General features: G+C 51.5%; 24 protein-coding genes. 2 read left to right on the forward strand and 22 right to left on the reverse strand.

Going from position 1 to position 26,481, the window contains the following annotated elements:
- Positions 1-27: 27 nt before the first annotated feature.
- Positions 28-765 (forward strand): DUF72 domain-containing protein, encoded by a 738-nt coding sequence (locus AC1BI1_RS07660; protein ID WP_476716703.1) that lies wholly within the window; start codon positions 28-30, stop codon positions 763-765.
- A gap of 13 nt (positions 766-778) precedes the next feature.
- Here AC1BI1_RS07660 and AC1BI1_RS07665 read toward each other — a convergent pair whose 3' ends face one another.
- From AC1BI1_RS07665 to AC1BI1_RS07710, 10 genes are all read right to left on the reverse strand, one after another.
- Positions 779-2,050: a uracil-xanthine permease family protein gene (locus AC1BI1_RS07665; RefSeq protein WP_476716704.1), complete on the reverse strand. Its 1,272-nt coding sequence runs from the start codon at positions 2,048-2,050 to the stop codon at positions 779-781.
- A gap of 32 nt (positions 2,051-2,082) precedes the next feature.
- Positions 2,083-3,564 carry a tripartite tricarboxylate transporter permease gene (locus tag AC1BI1_RS07670; protein WP_476716705.1) on the reverse strand — a complete coding sequence of 494 codons (1,482 nt, stop codon included), beginning with the start codon at positions 3,562-3,564 and terminating at the stop codon, positions 2,083-2,085.
- Between the two features lie 18 nt (positions 3,565-3,582).
- On the reverse strand, positions 3,583-4,038 hold the full coding sequence (locus tag AC1BI1_RS07675; RefSeq protein WP_476716706.1) for a tripartite tricarboxylate transporter TctB family protein: 456 nt from the start codon (positions 4,036-4,038) through the stop codon (positions 3,583-3,585).
- A gap of 72 nt (positions 4,039-4,110) precedes the next feature.
- Entirely contained in the window at positions 4,111-5,112 is a 1,002-nt protein-coding gene (locus AC1BI1_RS07680) for a tripartite tricarboxylate transporter substrate binding protein (protein ID WP_476716707.1), read from the reverse strand.
- A 72-nt stretch (positions 5,113-5,184) separates the two neighbouring features.
- Positions 5,185-6,261, reverse strand: coding sequence for a zinc-dependent alcohol dehydrogenase (locus tag AC1BI1_RS07685; protein ID WP_476716708.1), 1,077 nt, complete (start codon positions 6,259-6,261; stop codon positions 5,185-5,187).
- A gap of 48 nt (positions 6,262-6,309) precedes the next feature.
- A complete protein-coding gene (locus AC1BI1_RS07690) occupies positions 6,310-7,533 on the reverse strand; it encodes a Tm-1-like ATP-binding domain-containing protein (protein WP_476716709.1) in 1,224 nt (407 codons plus the stop codon).
- A gap of 13 nt (positions 7,534-7,546) precedes the next feature.
- The gene (locus AC1BI1_RS07695; RefSeq protein ID WP_476716710.1) at positions 7,547-8,464 is read right to left on the reverse strand and encodes a sugar phosphate isomerase/epimerase family protein; all 918 of its coding nucleotides are present in this window, start codon (positions 8,462-8,464) and stop codon (positions 7,547-7,549) included.
- A gap of 84 nt (positions 8,465-8,548) precedes the next feature.
- Positions 8,549-9,151 (reverse strand): class II aldolase/adducin family protein, encoded by a 603-nt coding sequence (locus AC1BI1_RS07700; RefSeq protein WP_476716711.1) that lies wholly within the window; start codon positions 9,149-9,151, stop codon positions 8,549-8,551.
- Between the two features lie 170 nt (positions 9,152-9,321).
- Complete coding sequence (locus tag AC1BI1_RS07705; RefSeq protein ID WP_476716712.1) at positions 9,322-10,173, reverse strand: creatininase family protein; 852 nt, start codon at positions 10,171-10,173, stop codon at positions 9,322-9,324.
- Positions 10,174-10,287: 114 nt separating this feature from the next.
- Positions 10,288-11,280: a LacI family DNA-binding transcriptional regulator gene (locus AC1BI1_RS07710; RefSeq protein ID WP_476716713.1), complete on the reverse strand. Its 993-nt coding sequence runs from the start codon at positions 11,278-11,280 to the stop codon at positions 10,288-10,290.
- A gap of 255 nt (positions 11,281-11,535) precedes the next feature.
- Here AC1BI1_RS07710 and AC1BI1_RS07715 point away from each other — a divergent pair, with 255 nt between their 5' ends.
- Positions 11,536-12,561, forward strand: coding sequence for a YeiH family protein (locus AC1BI1_RS07715; protein WP_476716714.1), 1,026 nt, complete (start codon positions 11,536-11,538; stop codon positions 12,559-12,561).
- Between the two features lie 39 nt (positions 12,562-12,600).
- Here AC1BI1_RS07715 and AC1BI1_RS07720 read toward each other — a convergent pair whose 3' ends face one another.
- The 12 genes from AC1BI1_RS07720 to AC1BI1_RS07775 form a co-directional block, all read right to left on the reverse strand.
- Positions 12,601-13,509, reverse strand: coding sequence for a selenium metabolism-associated LysR family transcriptional regulator (locus tag AC1BI1_RS07720; RefSeq protein WP_476716715.1), 909 nt, complete (start codon positions 13,507-13,509; stop codon positions 12,601-12,603).
- 391 nt (positions 13,510-13,900) lie between these two features.
- Positions 13,901-14,503: a nucleotidyltransferase family protein gene (locus AC1BI1_RS07725; RefSeq protein ID WP_476716716.1), complete on the reverse strand. Its 603-nt coding sequence runs from the start codon at positions 14,501-14,503 to the stop codon at positions 13,901-13,903.
- On the reverse strand, positions 14,500-14,724 hold the full coding sequence (locus tag AC1BI1_RS07730) for a hypothetical protein (protein ID WP_476716717.1): 225 nt from the start codon (positions 14,722-14,724) through the stop codon (positions 14,500-14,502). Before AC1BI1_RS07730 ends, AC1BI1_RS07725 begins: the two co-directional genes overlap by 4 nt.
- A gap of 389 nt (positions 14,725-15,113) precedes the next feature.
- The gene (locus AC1BI1_RS07735) at positions 15,114-15,698 is read right to left on the reverse strand and encodes an indolepyruvate oxidoreductase subunit beta (protein WP_476716718.1); all 585 of its coding nucleotides are present in this window, start codon (positions 15,696-15,698) and stop codon (positions 15,114-15,116) included.
- Positions 15,695-17,470, reverse strand: a complete 1,776-nt coding sequence (iorA, locus tag AC1BI1_RS07740; protein WP_476716719.1) for an indolepyruvate ferredoxin oxidoreductase subunit alpha — start codon at positions 17,468-17,470, stop codon at positions 15,695-15,697. The genes AC1BI1_RS07735 and iorA overlap by 4 nt, the downstream gene beginning before the upstream one ends.
- A gap of 170 nt (positions 17,471-17,640) precedes the next feature.
- A complete protein-coding gene (locus AC1BI1_RS07745; protein ID WP_476716720.1) occupies positions 17,641-18,939 on the reverse strand; it encodes a phenylacetate--CoA ligase family protein in 1,299 nt (432 codons plus the stop codon).
- Positions 18,940-18,971: 32 nt separating this feature from the next.
- Complete coding sequence (locus AC1BI1_RS07750) at positions 18,972-20,495, reverse strand: sodium:solute symporter family transporter (protein WP_476716721.1); 1,524 nt, start codon at positions 20,493-20,495, stop codon at positions 18,972-18,974.
- A 95-nt stretch (positions 20,496-20,590) separates the two neighbouring features.
- Positions 20,591-21,361, reverse strand: a complete 771-nt coding sequence (locus AC1BI1_RS07755) for an acyl-CoA dehydratase activase (protein WP_476716722.1) — start codon at positions 21,359-21,361, stop codon at positions 20,591-20,593.
- Positions 21,362-21,396: 35 nt separating this feature from the next.
- Positions 21,397-22,674 carry a 2-hydroxyacyl-CoA dehydratase subunit D gene (locus tag AC1BI1_RS07760; RefSeq protein WP_476716723.1) on the reverse strand — a complete coding sequence of 426 codons (1,278 nt, stop codon included), beginning with the start codon at positions 22,672-22,674 and terminating at the stop codon, positions 21,397-21,399.
- 1 nt (position 22,675) lies between these two features.
- Positions 22,676-23,692 (reverse strand): 2-hydroxyacyl-CoA dehydratase subunit D, encoded by a 1,017-nt coding sequence (locus AC1BI1_RS07765; protein ID WP_476716724.1) that lies wholly within the window; start codon positions 23,690-23,692, stop codon positions 22,676-22,678.
- 188 nt (positions 23,693-23,880) lie between these two features.
- Positions 23,881-25,260, reverse strand: coding sequence for an argininosuccinate lyase (gene argH, locus AC1BI1_RS07770; RefSeq protein ID WP_476716725.1), 1,380 nt, complete (start codon positions 25,258-25,260; stop codon positions 23,881-23,883).
- Positions 25,257-26,471 carry an argininosuccinate synthase gene (locus AC1BI1_RS07775; protein ID WP_476716726.1) on the reverse strand — a complete coding sequence of 405 codons (1,215 nt, stop codon included), beginning with the start codon at positions 26,469-26,471 and terminating at the stop codon, positions 25,257-25,259. The genes argH and AC1BI1_RS07775 overlap by 4 nt, the downstream gene beginning before the upstream one ends.
- Positions 26,472-26,481: the final 10 nt, after the last annotated feature.

Consider the following 26,481-nt stretch of genomic DNA (forward strand, 5'->3'; position numbering starts at 1 on the left):
TTACTTACCTCAAAGGGGGCCAACCGGATGGGCAATCTCTATCTAGGAACTAGCGGTTTTAACTATTATCACTGGCAGAGCCGCTTTTATCCCCCAGAATTACCCCGAAAAGAATGGCTTAAATTTTATGCCCTTCACTTCCCCACAGTAGAACTAAACGTCACCTTCTATCGCTTTCCCCGCCAGTCAACCTTTATTAATTGGTACCAGCAAACCCCTCCCCATTTTATCTTCGCCCTCAAGGGCCATCGCAGCATCACGCATTTTAAGCGCCTGCAAGGCGTCGAAACAGAGCTAGAAAAATTCTTTCAGCACCTCGCCTACCTCCAGAACAAACTGGGAATTATTCTCTGGCAGTTTCCGCCTGGCTTCAAGGTCCAAAGCGAGGTCCTTCTATCCTTTTTTAAGTTGCTACAGGAACACCCCATAGCCCAAAGAGCGCGACATGCTTTTGAATTCCGCCATAACAGCTGGTTTAATGACCATATTTTTTCCCTCCTATCCACCTTTAGTTTTGCCCTCTGTTTCGCGGACAGCCCTCGGTGGCCTAGAGTTTATGAAGTAACCGCTGATTTTGTATACTTGCGCTTTCACGGCAGCCAAAAACTCTATAGTTCATCTTACTCCCGGGAAGAACTGGAGGAGTGGGCAGAAAAAATAAAGCACTGGCTGGGGCAGGGCCTGGACGTCTATGCCTACTTTAATAATGACGCCCAGGGATATGCCCTCGCCAATGCTCGAGATTTATTAGCTCTACTAGCCTAACCGTTCCTCTGGTCTAACTGGTCCTGGCGTTTTTTCTAAGGATTACATGTTCCAACAAGATGCTGCTTAAAGTCCCCACAATCACACCATTGCTCAAGGCTCCAGCTGCCCAGGCGGGCACCTTTACCCAATGGGATAAAGGTAAAAGCATTACTCCTATCCCTATAAGAAGGCTTAAGCCTATTATAAAGGTTTCCCTTAAAGAAGTTTCCTCCCGTAACATATCCTTTAGGCCGATTACCGCTAGAGAACTACCTGATACCAGTAATACGGCCGCAGCTACCGGTTGGGGAATGCTCCCTATAACCCTCCCGAAAGGTGGAAACAGTCCCATAGCTATATACATTATACAGGCAAGGATAAAGGGCCGGGGACACTTGTTATCCGTAACGGATACCAGCCCGACAGAGATGGCAAAGGGAATAGTTCCGACGCTGCCCCCAAGCCCGCTCATAATGTTGGCCACACCGCTGGCGGCGAGCCCCCTGTCATATTTATTAGCGGGTAACCCATCGCCCGTAGCAGCTTCCCAGGCTGAAATGCTGCCTATTACATTAGGTACCAGCAGTATACCCAGCAGGACTAACGAAAATAGGGTTCCAAAATCAAAGGTAGGACTGCCCCAGGGGAAAAGAGACGGTAGGGAAATCAGACCCATATCCCTCATCCCCGGGAGGGAAGATGAGCCAGTTATCAGGCTCAATAGCCACCCCAGGGCCACACCTACTACAATAGCTCCTTGCTTTAGCATTCCTCTGCCGTTCAGGGTGAGATAGACCACCAGTACCAGGACCAAGAGGCCAATGATAAAGAGCTTTATTCCGCCGCTAACAATGCCCCTAACCCCTACGCCCCCAATCTGTAATCCTAATACCGTAAGGAGCACTCCCGTAATACGCGGTGTAAAAAGGGACCGCCACTTAGTGATTAACCCTGCCCGTCCCATTATGGCCAGAATAACCCCCACAGCGATCATGGCCCCTTCGATATCGGTCCGGACCTGTACCAGAGGCTTCCCCGTCCCGGCCGCCATACCAGCCAGAAGTATATAGGCAGCCCACCAAGGAGCTGCCGGTCCTTCCACTAGCAATACTCCGTGGCCGAACTTGACCTGAAGCAAACTGGCCAAGCCGGTTAGAAAAAAGGTTATCTGGCTTAATCTGGCTATCTCCAAAGCACTCATTCCCAGAGCGTTGCCCACGATAACAGGTACGGAAATAATGACTCCCAGGTGAAAGACAACCCACTGGAGGGCGTAAAGCCCAAGGCCTGATTTTTCCTGCAAAGTGCCCTGCCTCCTCATCAGGCTTCTGTATATCAATCTGCACTGATAACCCTGGGCTTTTTAACTATCATGAAAATAACGATGGCCAGAGCTATCCCATACATGACGAGGGAAATGGGCGAAGCTACAAAGATTGTAGGATCTCCCCGGCCCATAATTAAGGCCTGGCGCAAAGAACGCTCCATGATGGGCCCCATTACCAGGCCGATGAGAAGGGGAGCAGGATCATATTCGTATTTTCGCATTAAATATCCCACTACTCCCGCGCCCAGCATTACCCATACATCAAATATGTTATTGTTATCAGCATAGGCCCCTACAATGCAGAACAGCAAGACTACAGGCATCAGGTATTTGTAAGGAATGCGAGTGATGCTGGCCCATATTCCTACCAATGGTAAGTTTAGAATTAATAGCATTATATTGCCAATATACATGCTGCCAATTACTCCCCAAAAAGCATTCGGGTGTTCACGCAGGAATAGGGGGCCGGGTGTAACTCCCACCAAGAGCATACCGCTTAAAAGGACAGCAATGGCAGGGGAAAAAGGTATCCCGAGGGAGAGCAAGGGTACCATGGCCCCGGCGCTGGCAGCATTGTTAGCCGATTCCGGGCCAGCCACGCCCTCGATGGCTCCGTTACCGAACTCCCGTTTGTGTTTAGAAATACTTTTTTCTAAACTATAAGAAGCAAAAGAGGCAATGGTCGCACTTGGGCCCGGAATAAGGCCTATTAAAAAACCCAAAAAACTTCCTCGGAAGATAGGTGGCAATGCTCTCTTGATTTCTTCCTTAGTCGGATAAAGATCCCGCAGGCGAACATTGGCAACGAGTTCTACCTTCTCTTCTGGCTGGCTGGCTAACCATAAAATTTCGCCCACTCCGAACAAACCCGCAGCGATAGCAATAAAACTTAAGCCAGTACCCGCCAGAGCCTGGTTAAAGGTAAACCGGTTGACCCCACCCAGGGGATCCAGTCCCACAGTAGACAGCAAGAGCCCTAAAGCTATCATCAAAAATGCTTTTATACCGCCCTTGCCCGAAAGATTGGAAAGCAAAATAATACCCACTACAGTCAAGGCAAAGAATTCAGCCGGTCCAAAGGCCAGGGCTGCTTTAGCCAGAGGAGGAGCGAAGAGCTGCAATAGGATTATCCCAATAGTTCCAGCTACAAAGGAACCTATAGCGCTGACGGCCAGGGCTGCACCGGCTCTTCCTTTTCTGGCCATCTTGTATCCTTCTAAACAAGTAACTACACTTGCCGGCTCTCCCGGTACGTTTACCAGTATGGAGGTAGTGGAACCGCCATACATGGCACCATAGTAGATTCCCGCTAGCATAATCAAACCTGCTGTAGGTCCCATTTTTACAGTTAAAGGCAATAGAAGAGCCATAGCCGCAGCAGGTCCCAGACCCGGTAGGACCCCTGTCAATGTTCCCACCACTACTCCTATAAAGCAAGCGAAGAGGTTATAGGGAGTAAGGGCTATTTCCAACGCAGAAAGAAGCGACATAATCAACTAGTGCCTCCTTTAGATGAAAAGGCCTCTGGGAAACGAAACTTGCAGCCATAAAGCAAAAATTAGATATGCGCCCAAAACAGCACCTGCAGCTATTCCGATAGCTTTGCTCCATTCTTTAACTCCTAGCAATCTACAGCACAGGCATACTAAAATAAAACTACTGGTAAAAAAACCCACAAATTCCATACCCCAAAGTACGAGAGCGTTTAGCAGCACAAGAGTTATGATTTTGCCTTCAGCGCGCCCATTATCACTTTTTTCTTCACCCTGCTGTTGTGCTTTTTTAGTGAATATGTTAGTAATTAATAGCCAGCCTGCCATGGCTATAACCGCTATGGCTACAAGCAAGGGGAAAACGGCCTCTCCCGGAGAATCCAGGGTCCCTAAATCATACTGGAAAGAATAAATCAGAAAAAATATTCCAATACCCGCTATTACCAGGCTGCTGGCAACTCCCTTGCCCAATTTATCAACTCCCCCAGTTATCTTAGGGGGACACCCCCCTACAGGTGTCCCCCAACTTACATTACTAGAGTGCTACTGCTTCTTCATACCAATCTGTTCCATTAAGGCTGCCAGTTCCTTATCCTGATCAGCAATAAACTGGTCAAACTCTTTAGCTCCGCGGAACTCAATATTAGCGCCCATCTCTTCGGCAAATTTCTTGAACTCAGGGTTCTCTGCTACTTTCTTAAAGGCTGCCTCCAGTTTCTTAATAACCGGTTCAGGTGTACCGGCGGGTACCGCAATACCACGCCACAGGGAAAGGGTAAGGGGAATGCCTTTTTCTTTGAACGTTGGTACATCAGGTAAAATCTTAAGCCTTTCCTCTCCTGTAACAGCTAAAATTCTTACCTGACCTGCCTTCACTTGAGACATAATCTCTGCCGGTAATTGAACACTGGCTTCAATCTGGCCACCCAGAAGGTTAGTTACTGCCAGACCTTGTCCAAAAGGTACATGGGTAAATTTAGCACCCGTCTTATTTTCCAGCGCCACAGCCGCCAGGTGGGTAAAGCTACCTTTACCCGAATTGCCAATCCTGATTTTACCAGGATTTTTCTTGGCATACTCTACAAATTCGTTTATATCCTTCCAAGGCGCATCGGCTTTAACGGCTAGACTCACGGGTTCTGTAGTAAGTTCGGCTACCCCGCTAAAGGCGGTATAGTTGAAATTCATGTTACCGGCATGGTAGGCAGTGTTAATAGAATTGGAGTTCCACACCATTGAATAACCATCCGGTTTCTGTTCCTTCACATAGCTATATCCTACAGCGCCGCCAGCACCGGTCCGGTTGACCACGGCAATAGGTTGTCCCAGTTCTTTACCAGCCAGCTCTGCCACTTTACGAGCCAGCAAGTCAGCTCCACTACCAGGACCAAAGAGAACAGTCATTTCAATAGGCTTGGTGGGAAAATCTATTTTTTGTTCTTTAGCCTGTCCTCCAGGTGAAGCCTGTTTGCCTCCACAGCCGCTCAGTACGACTAAACCCGCTAGGAGCAGACCTGTTATTATCATCAGAAACTTTTTAGACATAAGCGTACCCAGACCCCCTTAAAGTAGTTTTAAAAACTTGAGTATGGCTTAAACTAAAAAACTTCTAGCTACCTATGGATTGATCACCACCTTCATAGCCCCGTCTTTGCGGTTTACAAAATAATCCAGACCCTTATGGAACTCCTCCAGCGGGAAGGCATGGGTCATTATGGGCTTAGCGTCAATTTTACCCTGGGCCATCAACGACAGGGCGCGCTGGCAGTTACGGTTACCTTCCCCGCGAACCGTTAATAGGCTGATCTGGTTTATAACCGCATAGTCCAAGTTGATCGTAACGGGTTCCTTATAGAAGGAAACAAGTACCACTACTCCGCCTTTTTTGGCCGATCTTATAGCCAGCTCTAGGCTCTCAGAATTTCCGGCACATTCAAAGACCCGCTCGGCTCCCTTGCCTCCGGTTATAGCCAGGATCTTATCTAGAGGAGCAGGCTCTTCGCGTACATTTATGGTATGGGTAGCACCGAGCTGACGCCCTTTAGCCAGGCGATCCTCCCTGGTTCCCACCAGGATAATCTTTTCCGCTCCTAAAGCCCGGGCGCCCTGGACTACAGATAGGCCAATGGGACCAGGACCGATCACCAGCACCGTGTCACCGGCAATGTATCCCCCGCTCACATCAATGGCGTAAAGGGCGCAACCTGCAGTAGTGACGTAGGTGGCTTCATTGAAAGAAATATTATCGGGAATTTTATAGACCGAATTAACATGCTGAACCGCGTACTCCGCAAAGCCGCCGTCTACAGTCATGCCAGAGGTCCGGTGACCCTTGTCCAACCGGCCGTAATTGAGACAAGCAGTATATTTGCCGTCGATGCAGTTTTCACACCGCCCGCAGCCTTTATGGGCTTCAATAGCCACCCGGTCACCTATCTTAAATTCATCCACTGTCTCTCCCAGCGCTACCACTGTGCCGGCCCACTCGTGACCGAAGGTGAACTCGCCATAGGGGGGCATCTTAGGCATACCCTTGGTAATGATCTTGACGTCTGTACCGCATATGCCGCAGGCAGCCACCCTGACCAAAACCTCTCCCGGCCCCGGCTTGGGCACTGGCTTTTCCACCAAGCGGACATCGTTAGGCCCGAACAATACCAGGGCTTTCATCTTTTCTGGAATTTTAAATTCCATAATAACACTACTCCTTTCCCATACAGGTTCTAGGTACTCGTAACTTAATTAACTCCCTGCCTGCATAAGGCGATCCAAAATGTTTACTGCCATATTCACGAACCCAGGGTCGTTAATGTTGGCATCTACCTTGACCAGGCTGATGCTGGGCGAGAGGTTTTTCTCCAGGGCCTTGACCAGGGCTGCATCCGCTTCCGGGTCATGGAGGGGACCGCCAGCCCGCCCGTTTTCGGACCAGCCTCGCAAGGGGATGAGGACCACTACCGGGCCGCGGGCCGCATTCAGTTTCTCTGCGAGCACCTTTCCCACCTGCTCCAACTCTTCGGCCGTAGCCCTGACATTAGTGTTATAAGGATTATGATAATGAGTGGGCCGGCCCCGGTACTTGGCCGGAATGGTCTCCGCCGGGCCAAAGCAGAAATAGTCCAGACCTCCCGGAGCAATAACCTGGGGAATTCCTTTCTTACCTGCTGCTTCCAGCCTGGGCCTTAAGGGAGTATAAATATCGTCTCCAAAAATTTCACCGATAAGCTCATGGGTGGTGAGGTCAAGTACACCCTGTACCCAGCCATCTTCGATAAGCTCTTCCATGGCCGACCCGCAGGCGCCCGAAGCATGAAAGGCGATTACCTCATAGCCCTTTTCTTCCAGGAGGGCCCTGGCCGTCGTAACAGCAGCATTGGTGTTACCGAAGGCCGTGGTAGCAATTACCGGTTTATCCCCTCGCTCAAGGGGCATGCCGTGCTGGGCCATACCGATGACTGCCGCTGCTGCATTGCTCAAAATAGTCCGGCTGACAGTGTTAGGGCCACCCAGCAAGTCAGCTACCGAGAAAAACATCATTATGTCTTTATACTGTACGTAGGGCCGCACATTGCCGGAGGCCACGGTAGAAACAATTACTTTGGGCACCCCTACCGGCAGGCTACGCATAGCTATAGAGGCGATGGCCGTACCCTGGTTGCCGCCGATGCCTAAAACACCCTTGAGTTCCCCTCTGCGATAAAGGTCCTGAAGAACCTGTGCCGCTCCCCGACCCATAGTCTCCATCATGGCGTCGCGGCGCAGTTTCCCCAGTTCAGCAAAATCCACCCCGCCCAATCTGCTTATGACCTCGCGCGGATATTCGGCCTTAAAGCTGTGAGGAAGGTAAGTACTTACATCCAGCACAGGAGCAGCAAATCCCCGGGCCGCAATGAATTCCTGCAAAAAACGCGCTTCCGCTTCTTTAGTATCCACTGTGGCTATGATAGCGATGGCTGGCATGGACATCAATTTATCCTCCTCAGGCCAGGGCCCAGGCTTCTTTAATTACTCGTTTGGCATTGGCTATAATTAATTGCGGAGTTTCACCCGGTAAAAGGGGGCGTACTTCTGCGCTAAGAACCGGCCGCTTGTCAGGACCAATCAACCCTAGATCTGCCAGCAAGCGGAAGTAGGCGCTTACTTCAGCTACGTCAATTTCCCCCTCTTCTACGCCGAAACGCGGCTGCAAGTCCCCATATATGGGGTGCCGTCGGTCCTTCATAACACAGTTGCCGATATGGAAGGCCATAAGGTAATCCTTCACCAGCGGCAAAGCCTCCTCCGGTTTCTCTCGCAAAAGGGGGAAGTGGGAGAGATCGGCCAGGAGCCCGAACTTGGGAAAGTCCGGCCTTAGCTGGCGGGCAACGTCCAGGGCATCTTTAAAGTGTCCAATCAAGGACTCCTTATCAATATCCCGGTCAAAAATCTTTAACGTGATGGCCGGATCCCCCATGTCCTTAGCGTACAAACAAATCTGGGCCAGGGAATCCACCAGGAGCTTCTTGGCCTCCTCCCTTTTTTCCGGTCCAGGATCCTTACCAGCCGGGATCCTGACAGCAGTGGCCCCCAGGTCCAGGGCTTCTTTGAGACAATTCAAAACCTGTTTGATAGCCCTTTTGCGCTCCTGAGGGTCAAAGGAATTAAGGTTTAATTTCTGGCTAAACATAGCCGGCTGGGTAGCATAGCACACCTCCATATGGGCTACTTTAAGCATGTGGGCAGCTTCCAGCCGGACTTTAACATCCCGGATCCACCCCACTTCCACGGCGGTAAAAAAGTCATCCTCAGCAATACGCTGTAAAGTTTCTAAAATGGGTCCCGTCCCGTTGACTGTTTCAGGAAAAGCTTTAAAATGTACAATACCTACTTTCATGTACCGGTAAATGGAGCCCTCCAACCCTTAACGCCCCCTTAATGTATATAACTTTCTTTATTCCCGCGAAATAACTGGCAATTCTGGACATATGTTATTCAATAAAAACTACCTTAAAGCCTTAAATTGAGCCATTAAGCATGCCACCCTGGCATTGTCCTCCAATACATCCGCCAGGTAATATGCTTTCCGAATATCCGGCCCCACTGTTACAAAACCATGCCGCAGAAGGACTGCTGCTTTGACATCCCGGTCCTTAAAGGCAGCAACTACCAAGCGCGCCAGTTCTTCCGAACCTGGAGGCTGGAACTCTACTACAGCTATCCGGCTTAAACCCGCTTCAGCTGCAGCAGTTACTACTGGCAGCTCGCCGAAGGTCGTGGCATAGGCGGTAGCATAAGGGGAATGGCCATGAATTACGGCGTTAACCTCCGGTCGCTCGCGATAGATGCCAAGATGAAATCTTATTTCTTTGGACGGACGGCCATCGCCCTCCAGTATATTCCCTTCTAAATCCACCAGCAAGAAATCCTTTTCCTCTACCTCACCAAAGCACCGCCCGCTACCTTTGATCAGCACCCTGTCAGGCACTCCAGGAAGGCGAGCGCTGGTATTACCGCTCGTACCGGAAGAGAGTCCTCGGTCATACAACTTCCGCGTTATGCTAACAAGTTCTTGTTTAAGCTGTTCCAATTCCCTGGCCAAAGACAACTTCGCACCCTCTCCTTGTACTCTCCTTGTATTCCTTTGTTCCCCGTGTCGTTATTGATTACGTTAAACGATCTCAATGTTTATGTGGGTAGGGCGCAGCCACGTTAAATCTATTCTCCGGCTGCGCCACAATTTCCCACAATTCCTCATTCTTTAAAGGCCTGCATGTGTTAAGCCCTTTCGGGGAAGTCGCGGTTTTGCACTTTGAAGGGGAATTTCTTAACTTCGTTGATAAAGGCGGCCAGGTGCTCCGCTTCTTTTTCAAAGAGCTTTAACCCTTTCTCCTTGGTGCCCCGGAAGGGATTACCGATGGTCGCATGATCGGAATACTCATGGTGTTCCATGGGCACTATGATGTTTTCGGAACCCCGGAATTTGACAGTGGGTGTGCCGTCAATCTTGGAAAATTCAGGTCCCATCCATCTGGGAGCGTGGGCAGTATCTTTAACTGCGCGGCTCATATCTACCAGGCTTTCATCATAAGCCATTACTTGGGCGGTTTCCATCTCACCAGCATGCCAGCCCGGTGTCTCCTCCGGTGGTCCTTCGAGGATGCCTTTAACCACTTCACACTCTCTTTCGGTAGGCGTCTTGTACCAGGCCACAAAGGCACCTGTTTGGTAGCGAATCTTGCGAAGGAGTTCGTCGATAGGTTTGGTGTTGGAACCATGGTGGGATACGTAAACTATCTTGTTAGCACCGTGGTAGATAAGGCTGCGGGCGATATCATAGAGGACGCGGCGGAAGGTTTCAGCTGCCAAGGTAATGGTGCCGCAACCTTCTCCTACTTCGCCCATGTGGTGGGGAGAATAGCCAAAGGGCAACAGCGGTGTGTAAGGAACGTTGGCCAATTTGGCCGCCCGTTCGGTTACTGAAATAGTGGTGAAGCTGTCCGTGCCCAGGGGAACATGGGCGCCATGTTTTTCACAGCTCCCCACCGGTACCAGGACTACATCTGTTTCTTTGAACCACTCTTGAGCTTCTACAAAGGAACATTCCAGTAGATTATGACGTTTGGCCATAACCAGAAACCTCCAAATTATTATATAGTTTTGGTTTTACAAGCAAATTTTGGCTAAATATTTACTAGCAGTTTTAACAAGAATAACGTAGTATTTATAGAGCTATGATATATGCTAGGCCGATTCTCTTACTACCAGCCCGGTAGGAAGGGTAGTAACAGCTGGTACCTCCCGGCCCGCAAGCAGGTCCTTAAGCAGGCGCATGGCGGTAACTCCTAAATCATATACAGGTACGGCGACAGTGGTTAATCGGGGCAATACATAAGACGCCAGGGGAATATCATCGAAACCGACTAAAGCTACATCTCGAGGTACTGCCAGACCATTATCAGTCAAGGCCTTTAGCGCTCCAATGGCCATTAAATCGTTGTGGGTGAAAATAGCTGTGGCTCTAAGGTCAGCAAGCCCAAGAAGTCGTTGCACTGCCTGGTAACCACCAGCCGGGCTAAAGTCACCTGTCACAACCAGTGCAGGATTATATTCTATCCCAGCTTCTGCCAGCGCCTTGCGGTAACCGTCTAGGCGGTCCCTGGCAGTAGTGGAAGTCTTCGGCCCGGCAATACAGGCAATACACCGATGACCACGAGAGATCAAATGGCTTACTGCTATCCTAGCCGCTTCCACATTGTTAATCTGTACCGACGGAAATTCAGCAGAATGGCGCCCGATCACTACTGTAGCTATTTCTTCCCGCCGGAAAAACCGGTCATGGCTGGCGTCTTCTACCACACCTCCACCGGTGAAGATAATGCCGTCTACCCTTTTCTCCCTTAAAACTCGCAGGTACCTCAATGTCCGTTCCCGGGAACGGTCAGTGTTGCAGAGGATAATAGTATAACCTTCTTCATGGGCTACATCTTCAATCCCCCGAACTATCCCCGGGTAATAGGGGTTCGCAATATCCGGCAGCATTAATCCTATGGTTTTGGTTTCATTGAGTTGTAGGCTACGCGCCGCGGCGTTGGGACAGAAACCTAGTTCAGCTACTGCTTCTAACACTCGCTGCCGCGTCTCGGGGCTTATAGGGTGGGGACTGTTGTTCAACACGCGTGAAACAGTGGTTACCGAAACCCCTGCCCGCTTGGCAACATCTTTGATGGTGACCATCGCTTCACTCCCAGGAAAACGTTTTCCTTAGTTGACAGTGTAACATGGTTTAAAATGACTGTCAATAACTAATTTTTAATGTGTTACCGGACTGTGATATTGTCATAGTGTAAGTATTATCCCATTTCGGAGAGAAAAGCAATAAGCCTACTACCAGGCCTAATAACGGCGATAAGTCTTCTATATTTTACATCCCCGCAAACCCTTGGTATTCTAGGATCTAGAAAATTAACTAGGGCAAGGGGGAAACAAAGGATGACCACCAAACCCCTTATGGCTGCAGGCATCAGCCAGGGCCTGGGTCTGGTGCAAGGCATGGTATTAACTTTGGTTTTGGCCCTCGTAGCCAAAGAACTCGCTACTCTGCCAGTCCTCGGTATCATGGGAAGCATGGTACTGGCAATTGTGTTAGGTTTTTCCTGGCGCTCTCTCATGGGGATACCGGAAGCAGCCACCGTAGGCATTAATTATACCAGTAAAAAGATACTGCGTTACGGCATTATCCTTATGGGACTGAGGCTGGATATTCCCAAAATCCTCGCTGCCGGGCCGCAGGTAATTTTGTTAGATATTTTGGCTATTCTGATTGCTATGACAGTTATTTCTCTCCTAGGTAAAAAAGTCGGCCTTAATAAAAGGCTAGCTACCCTAATTGCCGTAGGAACAGGTATTTGTGGTGCTGCTGCCATTGCAGCTGCTGCTCCTGTAGTCAAGGCGCGCGATGACGAAACAGCCATATCAGTGGCCATCATTGCCCTGCTGGGAACTTTATTTACCATTATCTATACGCTTCTTTATCCCTTACTTAACTTGACGCAGCTCCAGTATGGCCTTTTCGCCGGTAGTACCCTTCACGAGCTGGCCCATGTCATTGCTGCCGCCCAGCCCGGCGGCGTCGCCAGTGTTGATCTCGCCCTTCTGGTAAAACTTGGCAGGGTAGCTCTCCTGGTCCCGGTAGTCCTGTTGCTAGGAGTTATTTTTTCCTCTGACAATAAGAGGGAGGCCACCCGAAACTGGCGACAGCTACCAGTACCCTGGTTCATCTTGGGTTTTCTGGCCTTAAGCGCCATCAATACTGCCAACATCTTGCCGCCTTTCCTGACCGCGGCCCTGCTTCAGGGAGGGATTTTCCTCCTCACCATGGCCATGGCTGGCCTCGGGCTCAACGTTAGCCTGGACGTGATTAGAAAAGTCGGCACCAAAAGCCTGGGAGTTGGTCTCGCAGGTTCCTTGATACTTAGCATTACAGGCTGGCTGGTTATCTCCCGCCTGCTTGGTTAGGTTAATATTTACAGCCAGCCCCTAGGCCAAGCCACTAAGTTAATCCAATACTTTAAAAGCCTCCTTCGATAGTAAAAGATCTAAAAAAGCCTCAGCCGCTGGACTACGAAATTTATGACGGCTATAAGCCACGCGCAACATGCGTTTAAAATCCACTCCCTGCAATCTTAGTTCCCGGAGCAGGTTATTCCTGCTTTCTTTTTTAATAGCTAACCGCGAAATAATAGCTACCCCCAGGCCAGCTTCTACAGCTTCTTTAATGGCCTGAGTACTACCCAATTCCATGGCTACCTTCAAGGACCAGAGCTCCACCCCCACCTTCTTTAATCCTTCTGCAGCTACTTGCCGGGTACCAGAGCCTTCTTCCCGAAGGATAATACGTTCTGATTTCAATTCGTCGAGGGTAATCTCTCCCCGTTCGGCCCAAGGGTGCTGGGGTGAAACGATAATCACCAGTTCGTCCTGGAAAATATCTTCTTGAATTAGGTCGGGATGCTCTACCCGGCCTTCAATAACACCCAAATCTAGCTCGTGGGCCAAAACTCTCCGGATAATTTCCTGGGTGTTAGCGATCTGTAAGGTTATTTCCACTTCGGGATATTTCTGCTTGTAATAACCTGCCACACGAGGTAAAAGGTATTCACCAATAGTTAAGGTGGCGCCTATTATCAGTTTCCCCTTTATCTTCCCGCTGACCTCGGCTACCGCTTTCCTGGCTTCATCGTAAAGCCGGCCAAGTTGCACCGCATACTGGTAAAGTACTCTACCGGCTTCGGTAAGCGAAACATGGCGGTTGGTACGGTCCAGTAAACGGGTACCAAAGTAGTCTTCCAAGGTCTGGACATGAATACTGATGGCCGGTTGGGTCATATGCAGTACCCGGGCAGCCCGGGAAAAGCTCTTTTGTTCCACTACAGTCTTAAACACCAATAACTGAGTATCGAGCAAAGCTGATCACCCTGTACTAGCGGATAGTTAATTTACCAAAAAATAAAAAGGAGCCCACCTCTAAACAGTAAGCCCCTCCTCTTTCCTTAAATTGGTGATGTAAGCAAGAAGATTTAAACCTTTACGCCGTAAAAACTCTCCGCGCCCACACATTAAGTTTAGCACATTGAAATTCTTGCCGTCAAGGGGAAGACGGTCTGAGTTGTGATCCGTCTGTGATATTGTCAGGGTGAAATCCTTCAGTGAAAATGAAAGTCACGAGCAGGGAGAGGATTACTTTGTCACAGACAGAACTGAACCGCATCCAAGCTGTAGAACAAGCTTTAGGGGCCGAATTTAGCGCTTCAAACCTTACATCGGGGTTAGCAGACCGTAAAAACGCCTCTCCCTCTCAAGAGAGTCCTTTACCTCTAGCAGCCAGGCTAATATAAACTTCACTCTGTTTAAGGGCCTCGGTTAAGACATCATCTACTCGCTGTTGGCGGGCTGCTTTTTTAAGATATTCCAAGTCGATTTCCTCAGCATGAAGCGCCAGGAGCTTGGCAGCCCACTGAGCATCCACTTGGCTTTCCCAAAACTTCGCTGCAGCTAGCCTGTCCACTACCAGATCCTCAACGCCAATTATAAAAGCCTCCATACCGTTTATTTCCACAGTGACCAATTTATCCATGGAACCAACTAAAAACTCATCGGGAATTTCTAGGGCCAGGTCCAGCTCTTCATGATACCAATGCCGTTCACCGAACCGACGTAAAAAACCCATTTCTTCCAAAACAGCTTTGGCCTGCTCTCTCCCGTTAACCACCAGGTCCATATCTTTAGTGGCATATCCACCTAAAGTATAAAACTCCAGGGCTCGGCCACCTACTAGGATGGGTTTAATCCCCATAGGTTTGAGAGCTTCGGTTAGTACGGCTAATACCCCCAAGGATTTTTTCAGGGAATCTTTTTCCCGAATCAAGGTAGCCAGGATGTTTTTAAGCCGCTCGTTCATTTAAAGCGGTACCTCCGCGAGCCAACCTTTTCTATGCGGCCGCTAGCCAGGACCTTTTGCCAGCGCTGCTGGTCTAGCAAGAACAAGATAATATCTTCTTCCACATCGCGAGGTTTGCTCGAACGAGGGGTCTTGCCCATCCGCGCTGCCCAGCTAGTGTAAAGCTGTAATGATTTCTTTTTTAACCGGTTAATATAGTCATCATAAATTACCTTACGCAATTTTTTCGTTCCTTTACCCTCGGTATTCGTAAGCGAAGCAAATAGGCTTACAGGTATATTATAACCCTTCTGGAAAAAAGAACAAGCCAGTCTTCCCCTGGCGTATCCCCAGTTTTGTTCCGAGGCCTGCTTGGCTTCCGCTCGCTCCAGAAACCCTCGCGGGCCAAACTAGCGCTTGGCTCAAGGCTCCGGCAGGCTTCCCGGCAAATTCGGCCTCCTGCCTCAGTTGCCGGCCTCGGGCATCCATGCCCTCGGGCCTGCCTCCGCCTTTCGCCAAGCTTAAGTTTGGCTGCCGCTCGGGTTTAGTCGCTCGCTTGAAGCCTAAGCAGGCCACCCCAGCGAAAAGTGGGGATAACTCAGAGTCTTCCCATCTCAGGTTAAAGATATTGCTACGAGCCTATTTGCCAGCCGGCGTCAAAGGCTTTCAAATTGATTTCACATAATTGAGCTGGCACCGAAGCGGCCAGGGCTTCCTCCCAAGCTGCTCGCGCTATAGGCAACCGGCGTGCTAGCACCCCAAGGAGAACCATATTTAATGCCTTAACACTTCCCGCCTTCCGGGCCTCCTTTAGGGCTTCCACCACTATCATATTTTTTACCCTCTGGCCCAAAGCCTCCAAGAGGCCGGTTGGGTAGGTAGCTGCCCCAGTCAGGACTGGCAAGGGAGGAATTTCCTGGTCGTTTACAATTAGAACTCCTTGAACCTTAAGGTAAGGCAACCAGCGATAAGCTTCCAACTTCTCAAAGGCTACCAGGTAATCAGCCGTGGCTACTTCCACCACCGGCGCGTATACTTTGGGGCCAAAGCGTACCTGGGTCACGACGCTTCCTCCCCGCTGGGCCATACCGTGGATATCCGATACTTTCACCTCGCCGCCCAAGGACATGGCGGCGCGAGCAAGAACGCGGCCAGCCAGCACCGTACCCTGGCCACCCACGCCCGCCAACAGAATACTGGTAACTTCCTTGTTCATTGATTCTCACCTGCCTTGGAAATGGCTCCTGCCGGGCACACTTGTGAACACAGGCCACAACCATTGCATTGCACCTCATCAATGACCGCTGTTTCCTCTTTAAAAGAGAGGGCAGGACAGCCCAAGTCCAGACAGGACCGGCAGGATATGCAGTACATGGATTCTACCCGGTAGGTACCTGTCCTTTTAGCCAGCAGAGCGCAGTCCCGCCGGGCGATGATCACCGAAGGTTCCGGAGCGGCCACCTCTTGACTTATGGCCTCCCGGGTCTGGGCCAGGTCATAGGGGTCCAGTATTTTAACTCGCTTAACTCCCAAGCCCCGGACTACCTGTTCCAGGTCCGCTTTACAAGTAGGAGTGTGGGAGGCAGTAAACCCGGTGCCCGGGTGATCTTGATGGCCGGTCATGGCCGTAGTACCATTGTCCAGGATAATTAGAGTGCCTGTACCCTGGTTGTAGACCATATCTAATAGGCCCGTCATCCCCGAATGCAAAAAGGTAGAATCCCCTATAACCGCCACCAGCCGGCGGCCAAATTCTACCCCGCGCGCTTTTTCCATTCCCAGGGCCACGCCTAAACTCGCCCCCATGCAGATGCAAGTATCCATAGAATTCAGGGGAGGTGAGGCACCTAGAGTATAACATCCTATATCCCCGGCCACGTGCAGCTTTAGTTGGCGCAAAATATAAAATACGCCCCTATGGGGACAACCCGGGCACATAAGGGGCGGGCGCCCGGGGAGGTTGGCAGCCGCTTTTACGCCTGGCTCTTTTAAGAGTTCAGTCTCCACTAAAGTAACGTCTATCTCCGCCACCTTAGCTCCTATTTTCTCGGCCACTATACGGGGGCTGAGCTCTCCCACCCGCGGGAGCAGATCTTTACCTGTAACTGACAAGCCCCAGGCCCGAATTTGGTCTTCCAGGAAAGGCTCCAATTCTTCTACCACAAAACACATTTCCACTGCCGCTACAAAATTGCGGATCAATTTCTGCGGTAACGGATAAACAAGGCCCAGCTTCAGGACCGAAACTCCCGGCAGGGCTTCCTTTACGTACTGGTAAGCCATACCCGAGGTGATAATACCTACCCGCCGATCTGCCCATTCTATCCTGTTTAGGGGCGTTGTCTCGGCATAGGCTTCCAGTTTCTTGCGCCTTTCCTCCACCACCTTGTGCCGCTCGCGGCCGAAGGCCGGCAGCATTACGTATTTGGCCGGCTGTTTGGTGTATTCTTTGAGGGCAACATCTTGGCGTTCACCTAGCTCTACCAGGCTCTGGGAATGAGCTACCCTGGTAGTGAGGCGCAGCATTACCGGCGTATCAAAAGTTTCACTCAAAATAAAAGCCTGCTTTACCATCTCCTTGGCTTCCTGGCTGTCGGCCGGCTCCAGGCAGGGGATTTGGGCAAAGCGAGCATAAAACCGGTTATCCTGTTCGTTCTGGGAGCTGTAAAGGTTCGGATCATCGGCCGAAACCAGTACCAGGCCGGCATTGACGCCAGTATAAGCCAGAGTCATAAGGGGATCCGCTGCCACATTTACCCCTACATGTTTCATGGCCGCCAAGGCCCGGCCGCCGGCAATGGCCGATCCTATGGCTACTTCCAGGGCTACCTTCTCATTTACTGCCCATTCCGCATATACTTCCGGATACCGGGCTAAAGCCTCAATTATCTCTGTACTCGGTGTACCGGGATAGGCCGCCGCTACCCGCACACCTGCTTCCCAGGCGCCGCGGGCTACAGCGTGATTCCCCAGCATAAGATCGCGCATAAATTTAGTTCCACTCCTCTCTTTAACCCAGGACCAGTCCGTATTAAACCTACTTTAATTTAACCCGGGTGACCTATTTCGCCATAACATAATTAAATTCCTCCTCAATCCCACCAAATAGAAAGGTCCGGAAAGCCGGACCCTTGCTTTCATTCTCCGCTGAAATAACCTTACTTGGACCTTAAATCTATTATGCGCTGGGCTTTGCCTTCGCTGCGCGCTATAGAGCGGGGCTCCACCAGGCGAACCCGAGCTTTTAGCTGGAGCACCGTGTAAAGCCGTTCAGCTATTTTTTCCTCCAGTGCCTCCAACTCCCGGAAACGATCGGTGAAAAAGCGCTCGTCTACCTCTACCCGCACTTCCAGTTCATCCAAAAAGCCGCGGCGAGAAACTACCAGCTGGTAGTGGGGGGCCACTCCTTCTATCTCCATCAAGACGCTCTCCACCTGGGAGGGGAACACATTTACTCCCCGGATAATCAACATGTCATCAGTACGGCCCATTATTTTGGCCAGGCGAGCAGTCGTGCGGCCACAGCGGCAGGGTTCGTAATTAAGGGAAGAAATATCCCGCGTGCGGTAGCGTAACACCGGAACAGCTTCTTTGGTCAGGGTGGTGATGACCACCTCGCCGGGTACCCCTGGCGGGCAGGGCTCCCCTGTAGATGGATCAAGGATTTCCACCAGGAAATGGTCTTCAGCTATGTGCTGGCCGTCCCGGTATTGGCACTCGCCGGAAACACCAGGCCCCATAACTTCTGAAAGACCGTAATTATCAGTAGCCAGTAGGCCCCACCGCCTTTCGATCTCCTGCAGCATCTCCCGGCTAGAGGCTTCACCGCCGAAAAGCCCCAAACGGACCGGAAGAGAGCGGGGGTCCACGCCTTCTTCTTCGGCTACCTCAGCCAGGTGAAGGACGTAAGAGGGTGTACCCACCAGCACGGTGGTACCAAAATCCTGCATGAGCATGATATGTCTCCTAGAATTACCGGCCGCCGCCGGGACCACCGTAGCCCCTACTCGCTCTAGGCCATAATGCAAGCCAAAGCCTCCAGTGAAAAGCCCATAGCTAAATACTATTTGGGCTACATCCCTATCTGTCACCCCGGCACAAGCAACCATCCGCGCCACCACTTCGGTCCATATCTCCATATCCCGGCGCGTATAGCCCACCACCACCGGCTTGCCCGTGGTCCCCGAAGAAGCGTGCAGGCGCACCACTTCCTTTAAAGGAACGGCAAACAGGCCAAAAGGGTAATTATTCCGGAAATCCTCTTTAGTGGTCATGGGCAAAAGTCTTACATCTTCCAGAGTGCGGATATCGCTAGGCCGCAGGCCCCTCTCATCAAGGGCCTGCCGGTAAAAGGGTACTCGCTCGTAAACATATTCTACTATAGCTTTAAGCCGTTCCAACTGCAAAGCCTTAATATCTTCTCGTGGACGACACTCGTTTTCGGGGTCCCAGATCATTACTCAACCTTCCTTTAAATCTAAAAATCTCCTTACTCTAAGTCCAACCCGGCTGCTGGCTTCTGGGCCCACCCCCTGGCAGCTGCCGCTGACTTGCCGCTGTCTTTCCCAAAAACGCGCTCCAAATGTTCCCTGGAAAAAGCTGGAGTAAAAAGACTTACCAGGGGTACCACTCCCAAAGGTAAAATCATGGCTAGGGAACCGATGGCAGGGATCAGGCTGCTGTCCAGGCGGTAATAAAAAGATAATCCCAGGGAAATGGCTACCCCGCTTAAAAGGCCCGCCCAGGCGCCAGCTTTAGTGGTCCGCCGCCAGTAGAGGCCATAAAGATAGGGCGCCAGGAAAGCGCCAGCCACAGTACCCCAAGAAAGGGACATGAGCACCAGGATAATGGTGGGTCTCAAAGCTATATAAATGGAGAGGCCGATAAAGGCCACACATAAAAAGCGTAACCAAAATAACACCGCCCTTCGGGAGACTTGCGGTACCACCCCCTGTAAAAGATCAATGGCCACCGCCGAGCTGGAAACCAGTACTAGTGAGGCCAGGGTGGACATGGAAGCAGCTAAAACTAAAAGGATAAGCATTAAAGCTACACCCTCCGGGAGGAAGCGGTCAATGATTAAGGGCATAATAAGATCGGGGTTTGGTTTCCCGTTTAAAAGGGGCATCTGGTTGTTAAGGAACAGGCGGCCAAAGGCCCCTGTGAAGTAAGCGCCGCCAGCAATAATCAGGGCAAATAAGGTGGAAACTACAGTCGCCGGCCAGATGGAGCGCTCATCTTTTATGGCGTAAAACTTTTGTACCATTTGGGGGAGCCCCCAAGGGCCCAGGCTGGTGAGGGCTACAAGGGAGAGCAGGGCTACCCAGTTGGGACCTACAGGCGAGACCAGCCGTGGATCAATGGCTTGTAAACTCCGTATCCCTTGCAGCAGCCCCCCTACCGGGGCAGCAGTTACCACATAAAAAATAAGAAGAAATACTCCCGCCAGCATAATCAGGCCCTGAATAAAATCGGTCAAAGTAACAGCAAAATAGCCGCCCATCACCAGGTATACTGCCGTAAGTCCTGCCATTAGAAGCAAGGCTATATTAAAGTTTACCTGAAAGACTTGCTCAAAAAGATAGCTTAGACCCATGTATACAGAAGCAGAATAAGGAACTAAAAATACAAAGATAAGCAGGGCCGCCACTGTTTTTAATCCTGGGCTGTCGTAGCGTGCGGCCAAGAACTCCGGCATGGTCATGACGTTGAGTCGCGCGGTCATGGCCCGGGTAGGACGTGCCAGTACCTTCCAGGCCAGAAAAGTTCCGATCAGGGCATTTCCGATGGCAATCCACAGGCCCGACAATCCAAAGCCCCATCCCACTTTGCCTGCATATCCGATAAAAATTACAGCAGAAAAATAAGTAGTACCGTAAGCAAAGGCCGAAACCCAGGGGCCGATGGTGCGATTGCCTAAAAAAAAGCCGCCGACATCTTGCGAACGCTTGAGGCTCACAAGGCCGATGGCCAGCATGGTCATTATATAAAGGCCTAAAATCAAAAACTTCATCCTACCGTCCTCCCGTCCTTAAAATGTTTAATAGCTTAACATATTCCACAAAGAAAATAAAATTCCTGCCCGTTGGCCATATTTTCTGGCCTGCTCTACCCTTCCGCTGCCAACAACGCCGCTCCCAGGGCCCCCATGATTTGGGGCTCTTCCGGTAAGCGTAAAGAGGTACCCAGTTTTTCTTCCAGGCTCCGGACCACTCCTATATTTTTAGCCACCCCGCCCGTCATGGCTACGGGCTCCTGCCAGCCCACACGTTCTGCCATGGCCGCTACCCGCTCAGCTACTGAATCGTGCAGGCCGCGTATAATCTCCACTACCGGCCTGCCCTCGGCCAGGAGCGATACCACTTCTGATTCGGCAAAGACTGTACAGGTATTGCTTATGGGCGCGCTTTTTTTAGCTTTTAGGGAAAGCTCTCCCATCCTTTCTATTTCTACCTCCAGGGCCCGGGCCATTACCTCCAGGAAGCGTCCCGTTCCTGCAGCACACTTCTCGTTCATGACAAAGTCAACCACTTTTCCGCTAGGCCCCAGGCTGATAACCTTGCTATCCTGGCCGCCGATATCAATAACGGTAGCCGTATCCGGCCATAAGTGGTATACGGCCCGGGCATGGCAGGTTATTTCCGTTACTTTGCGGTCGGCAAAGGGCACGCTTACCCGGCCATAGCCGGTGGCCACGATAGCTTGAATATCAACTCGCCTTAAGCCAGCCTTGACCAGAGCTTCCTCCAGGGCCTTTTCGGCCACGGCAGGCCCCCCTCTGCCAGTGGGTACCACCGCAAAGGAAATTAACTTTCCCTCCCGGACTATAACCGCTTTAGTGGAGAGGGAACCCAAGTCCAGCCCCGCTGTTACTGTCATTAACTTAACCTCCCATTAGGTTAACCAGACTGCTGCTATCCCAATAACTCCAAAAAGCCCTCCAGCCGCGTCCGCACCGCGCCTTCGGCATATTTTTGTAAGTCCACACAATCGCCATCCAGGTTTAAAAAGGCCACCCCTGCTTCGCGCAAGGCTTCCCGGAGAAGGAATAGGCCGGCACTGCTCTGGCGGCAGCCCCAGTGGGCAAAATGGATTACCCCGTTGGCCTTATAGTCTTCCACCATTTTTAAAACCGCTTTTACGCGCCGCTCCATGGGGCCCAGCCCATGGTGGCTTAGCACCTTGCGCGCCAGGCTGAAGAAGGGGCGCTCTGGAGCCAGTTCCTCCCAGTAAACATAATTCATCTCTTCAAAAACTACCACCGCGCCGCCTTCTTCTTCCAGTATCCTGAATATCTCATTGGGGTAATAGGGACGCAGGTGGAGCCAGAGAAGCCTGGCCCTCTCTCGAGGAACCGCCCATTTTTTCTGCTGGCGGCAATTATTCAGTTCGGTGTATAGTTGGTCATATATTTCTCCGGCAAAGGGCGCTCCGAAACTGGTTAACATAAGATAAACAAAGCCATGGGCTTCATCCCCCCGGATTACGGCGGGTGGTTTCCGGCGTATTTCCGAAATGCGCAGCAAGCCCTCCCGGGCCTTATTGGAATGCACCAGAGCCGACTTAAGCCTATCTATGTCCGGCTCTAATTTTAAATGCTCGGCCAGGGAGAAAAATATATGTTTTAGCTGGCGGGCCACATAAGAGGCTTCGGCCGCTCCGTCCCGCTGAGGGACGTCCAGCAGATAAAAGGGGCGCTGCAGACGGTACGCGGTGTAGGCCAGGGACTGAGGCGCTATATCGCACAGGTGGGAGCTGCAAACCACAGCATCCGGCCGGGGGAAATAACCGGCCAGCTCGCAACCCACGGCCAAACGATGAAAAGAGCAGCCATCACTGCTAAACCAGTGGCTTTCGGCTGCCCGAAAAGCTTCGCCCGCCAGGCCCAAGCCCACAGCCACGGCCGCCGCCGCTTCCGGCGCAAAAGGTATAACACCCAGGCCGTAGAGCAATTCGGAAGGAAAGAAGACATTGTGCCATACCACGGGGCCGCGCCTAAGATAGGCATCCGCCGCCTGGTCTATGGCTTTAAGGGCCAACTGCCGGGCAGCCTCCCAGGGAAAGGGTCGCCTCTGGGAAGCTATAATCTGCTTCACTATTTTGATCACCCAGGGCGAATGGAGGGCCTTGCGGCGCAAAGGCTCGGCCAGAGCTGAACGCAACTTCTGGTAAAGGTCCACTCTTTTTGCCACCTCACAGCATCTCCCGGAAAGCTTCAATACGGGTGGCCCATTGACCCCGGTTGCCGCCGGTATAATCGCCTTCCAGCTTGAGCAGCGGTACCCCCAGCCCTTCCAGTTCCTTTTTTACCAGCGCTAAGTCCACCATAGCTACATCGCAAAATTTCATTACGTGATAGATGGCTCCTTCAATCCTGTATTTATTTACAATTTCCCGCAAGTAAGCCCTTCTCCGGTCCTTGTCGCTAATCATACGCGGGCAGGGAGGCTTATGTAAATAAGCTTTCGCCAGGTAAGCGTAGGGCTCGGATTCTTTTTCCGCTGTTACCCCCAATAGGCGCCGGCAGTTGCAGGCATCTTCATAAACGCTGATCATTCCTGCTTCCTCGATAATTTCCAGAAGGGCTTCGGGCAAAACACTCCCTATCAATAATAACCTGGGCCGGGATAAGTCACTGCTTAAGGTACCCGATCTTGCCTCTTCCAACGACCTTGGGTCTCCGTGGTTTACCAGGAACAGGAGTTCTCGGCTCTTCAGGGACAACCGGCCGGCCGCTCTCTCTTCCAACAGTTTCTCACACAAACGGCGTCTCCGGTTTTCTTCTTCAATGGCCGACCACAAGGCCTCTTCATCTATAGGCCGGTTAAAACAGCTCGCTAGTTCAACTGCCAGTTCCTTAAGGCGTTCTGTCCAATACCTGACCGCTAGTGAATCGCTCCCCCGGGGCACGTCCAGGGTAAAGACCCGCTCGGATAGTTGGAGGCGTCGCCAGATGTTGTAAAGATGTATCATGGCGTTGCAAGAAGAAATAAAAATCACTCCCGCCAGGGGAGGATAATGGCCGCCCAAGGCATTTTCTAGAATCGCCTTAACATAAGGACAAACGTTGCCGGTAAAATAAGTATCGGCCCGCGGAGTTTTACCCGGCGGGGGTAGTAGACGGTAGGGCGTAAACTTAAGCGCCCGGATAATCTCCACCGGGGTATAGCTGCAAAACCAGCCGAGTAAATTGCTGCTAGTTTCTCCCATAAATATTATCCTCCGCCCTCATGCTACTCGAGCCTTACCGCTTTTGTCAACGTTTTTTCGCTAAATCTATTTCGCTAAACAGCGGAGACCATCTCCGCTTTCACTCCGCTTCCACTCCCCTTTTAGTCCAGTCGTAGCGAAAGATATTTTCGTAAATATTAGGTCTCGGGCCAAAAGGGCAAGGATAATCATAAGCGCTGGGCCAGAAGCTTCCGGGCACGCTGGATGGCCTTTTGGACAGCTTCCTGGGCCGGGCCGCCCGGTAGATCGCGCCGGGCCACACAGCTTTCCACTGCCAAATAATTAAAAACATCCTCTTCAAAAACCGGTGAAAAGGACTTAAGCTCCTCCAGGGTCAAATCCTGAATAGCACAGCCCCGCTCCAGGCAATGGAGCACCAGGGCGCCCACCACCCCATGGGCCTCGCGGAAAGGGACTCCCTTCATGACCAGGTATTCGGCCACATCGGTGGCATTGCTAAAGCCCTGTTTTGCCGCCACCCGCATGCGCTCTTCTTTGAACTTGGCCGTGGACAGCAAGGGGGCCATAACCATAAGGCAACCTTTTAAAGTGTCAACCGTATCAAATACGGCTTCTTTATCCTCCTGGAGGTCTTTATTGTAGGCCAGAGGAAGCCCTTTCATTACCGTTAAAAGTGCTAAGAGGTGGCCGTAGACCCGGCCGGTTTTTCCCCGCACCAGCTCGGCCACATCGGGATTCTTCTTCTGGGGCATCATGCTGGAGCCCGTGCTGTAGGCGTCGTCTAGCTCCACAAACCCGAATTCTTCCGTACACCAGAGAATAATTTCTTCGCTCAAGCGGCTCAAATGCATCATAATGAGGCTGGCAGCGGCCAGGAATTCCACGGCAAAATCGCGATCGCTCACCGCATCCAAAGAATTGGCCGAAATATCCTTAAACCCCAACTCCCTGGCCACCATCTCCCGGTCTATGGGCAGAGTGGTCCCGGCCAGGGCGCCGGAGCCTAAAGGCGAGATATCCAGACGCTTCAGGCAATCTTCCAGGCGTCCCTGGTCCCGTTCCAGCATTTCAAAATAAGCCAGGAGGTGGTGGGCCAGGGTGACCGGCTGGGCCTTCTGCAGGTGGGTATAGCCCGGCATGATGGTAAAAAGATGCTTTTCGGCCAGATCCACCAGTACCTGCTGTAGATTGGCCAGGAGGCGGGCTATTTCCCGGATCTCATCTTTCAGGTAGAGGCGCAGGTCCAGGGCCACCTGGTCGTTCCGGCTGCGGGCGGTATGTAACTTTTTACCAGCCTCGCCGATCTTCTCCGTAAGGAGCTTTTCAATATTCATGTGAATATCTTCCGCGCTTATATCGAAAGATACCCGGCCGGCTTCTATATCTTTAAGGATTTCCTCCAGTCCCTGGATTATTTGCTTGGCTTCCTCCTGGCTGATAAGCCCTACGGCAGCCAGCATCCGGGCGTGGGCTATAGAGCCCTGGATGTCCTGGCGATAAAGCCGTTGATCAAAAGAAAGGGAGGAATGAAAATCCTCCACTAACCTGTCGGTTTCTCTGCGAAAACGTCCTCCCCAGAGTTTCATACTTTCCTCAATCCCGTTCTGGCCTCCATCATCGCTCTGACTTTAAGGGGCAGTCCGAAGAGATTGATAAATCCGGTAGCATCCTTGTGATCGTAGTCCCCGCCGGCCCCAAAGGTGACCAGTTCTTCACTGTAGAGGGAATAGGGAGATTTAATACCTGCGACGGTGCAGTTGCCTTTATAAAGTTTTAAGCGCACCGTGCCGGTCACGGTCTCCTGGGTGCTGTCGACAAAGGCATCCAGGGCCTTCTTCAAGGGAGAATACCAGTTGCCATCGTAGACCAACTCGGCGTATTTAGAGGCTACTATCTCTTTAAAGTGCATGGTCATGCGATCCAGGGTAAGGCGCTCCAGTTCCTGATGGGCGATATAGAGGACGGTACCACCGGGGCATTCGTAAACGCCGCGGGACTTCAAACCCACCAGCCTGTTTTCTACTATGTCGATAATGCCCACGCCATTGGCCGCGGCCACAGCGTTCAGTTTCTCCACCAGGGACACGGGGTCCAGCCTCTCGCCGTCGACAGCCGCCGGCACCCCTTTTTCAAAATCAATAGTGACATAAGTGGGTTTATCCGGTGCCTTCTCCGGCGGAGTGATGATTAGGTAGAGGTCTTCCTGGGGTTCATTCCAGGGATCTTCCAGGTCGGCGCCTTCGTGGCTCAAGTGCCATAAGTTGCGGTCCATGCTATAAGGCCGGTCTTTGCTTACCGGTACCGGAATACCCCGCTCCGTAGCATAATCGATGGCTTCCTCCCGCGAGCGTATAGACCAGAGGCGCCAGGGAGCAATTACTTTCAGTTCGGGCTTTAAGGCTTTAACGCTCAGTTCAAAGCGCACCTGGTCGTTGCCCTTGCCGGTGGCGCCGTGGGCCACGGCTGTAGCCCCTTCCTGCTCAGCGATCTCCACCAGGCATTTGGCAATAAGGGGCCGGGCAAAGGAGGTTCCCAATAAATATTTTCCCTCATAAATAGCTCCCGCTTTGAGGGTGGGCCAGATAAAATCCTCTACAAACTCCCGTTTTCGGTCCAGGATGTAAACTTTGCTGGCCCCGCTTTTTATAGCCTTTTCTTCCAAATTATCCAGCTCTTCCCCCTGACCCAGATCTACAGCCACTGCAATTACTTCATAGCCATAAGTTTCTTTAAGCCAGGGGATGATTATCGACGTATCCAAGCCCCCGGAGTAGGCCAGCACTACCTTTTCCGCCACAACTAAAGCC

The sequence above is a fragment of the Thermanaeromonas sp. DSM 22490 genome, from assembly GCF_056378755.1.

What these genes read in the sequence shown, in the direction of transcription:
- AC1BI1_RS07725 (WP_476716716.1), bottom strand. Translation starts at nt 14,503, where the DNA reads ATGAACGAGCGGCTTAAAAACATCCTGGCTACCTTGATTCGGGAAAAA.
- AC1BI1_RS07680 (WP_476716707.1), bottom strand. Translation starts at nt 5,112, where the DNA reads ATGTCTAAAAAGTTTCTGATGATAATAACAGGTCTGCTCCTAGCGGGT.
- AC1BI1_RS07765 (WP_476716724.1), bottom strand. Translation starts at nt 23,692, where the DNA reads ATGGGAGAAACTAGCAGCAATTTACTCGGCTGGTTTTGCAGCTATACC.
- AC1BI1_RS07735 (WP_476716718.1), bottom strand. Translation starts at nt 15,698, where the DNA reads ATGAACAAGGAAGTTACCAGTATTCTGTTGGCGGGCGTGGGTGGCCAG.
- AC1BI1_RS07670 (WP_476716705.1), bottom strand. Translation starts at nt 3,564, where the DNA reads ATGTCGCTTCTTTCTGCGTTGGAAATAGCCCTTACTCCCTATAACCTC.
- AC1BI1_RS07755 (WP_476716722.1), bottom strand. Translation starts at nt 21,361, where the DNA reads ATGACAGTAACAGCGGGGCTGGACTTGGGTTCCCTCTCCACTAAAGCG.
- AC1BI1_RS07690 (WP_476716709.1), bottom strand. Translation starts at nt 7,533, where the DNA reads ATGTCCATGCCAGCCATCGCTATCATAGCCACAGTGGATACTAAAGAA.
- AC1BI1_RS07715 (WP_476716714.1), top strand. Translation starts at nt 11,536, where the DNA reads ATGACCACCAAACCCCTTATGGCTGCAGGCATCAGCCAGGGCCTGGGT.
- AC1BI1_RS07750 (WP_476716721.1), bottom strand. Translation starts at nt 20,495, where the DNA reads ATGAAGTTTTTGATTTTAGGCCTTTATATAATGACCATGCTGGCCATC.
- argH (WP_476716725.1), bottom strand. Translation starts at nt 25,260, where the DNA reads ATGAAACTCTGGGGAGGACGTTTTCGCAGAGAAACCGACAGGTTAGTG.
- AC1BI1_RS07705 (WP_476716712.1), bottom strand. Translation starts at nt 10,173, where the DNA reads ATGGCCAAACGTCATAATCTACTGGAATGTTCCTTTGTAGAAGCTCAA.
- AC1BI1_RS07660 (WP_476716703.1), top strand. Translation starts at nt 28, where the DNA reads ATGGGCAATCTCTATCTAGGAACTAGCGGTTTTAACTATTATCACTGG.
- AC1BI1_RS07710 (WP_476716713.1), bottom strand. Translation starts at nt 11,280, where the DNA reads ATGGTCACCATCAAAGATGTTGCCAAGCGGGCAGGGGTTTCGGTAACC.
- AC1BI1_RS07745 (WP_476716720.1), bottom strand. Translation starts at nt 18,939, where the DNA reads ATGATCTGGGACCCCGAAAACGAGTGTCGTCCACGAGAAGATATTAAG.
- AC1BI1_RS07685 (WP_476716708.1), bottom strand. Translation starts at nt 6,261, where the DNA reads ATGGAATTTAAAATTCCAGAAAAGATGAAAGCCCTGGTATTGTTCGGG.
- iorA (WP_476716719.1), bottom strand. Translation starts at nt 17,470, where the DNA reads ATGCGCGATCTTATGCTGGGGAATCACGCTGTAGCCCGCGGCGCCTGG.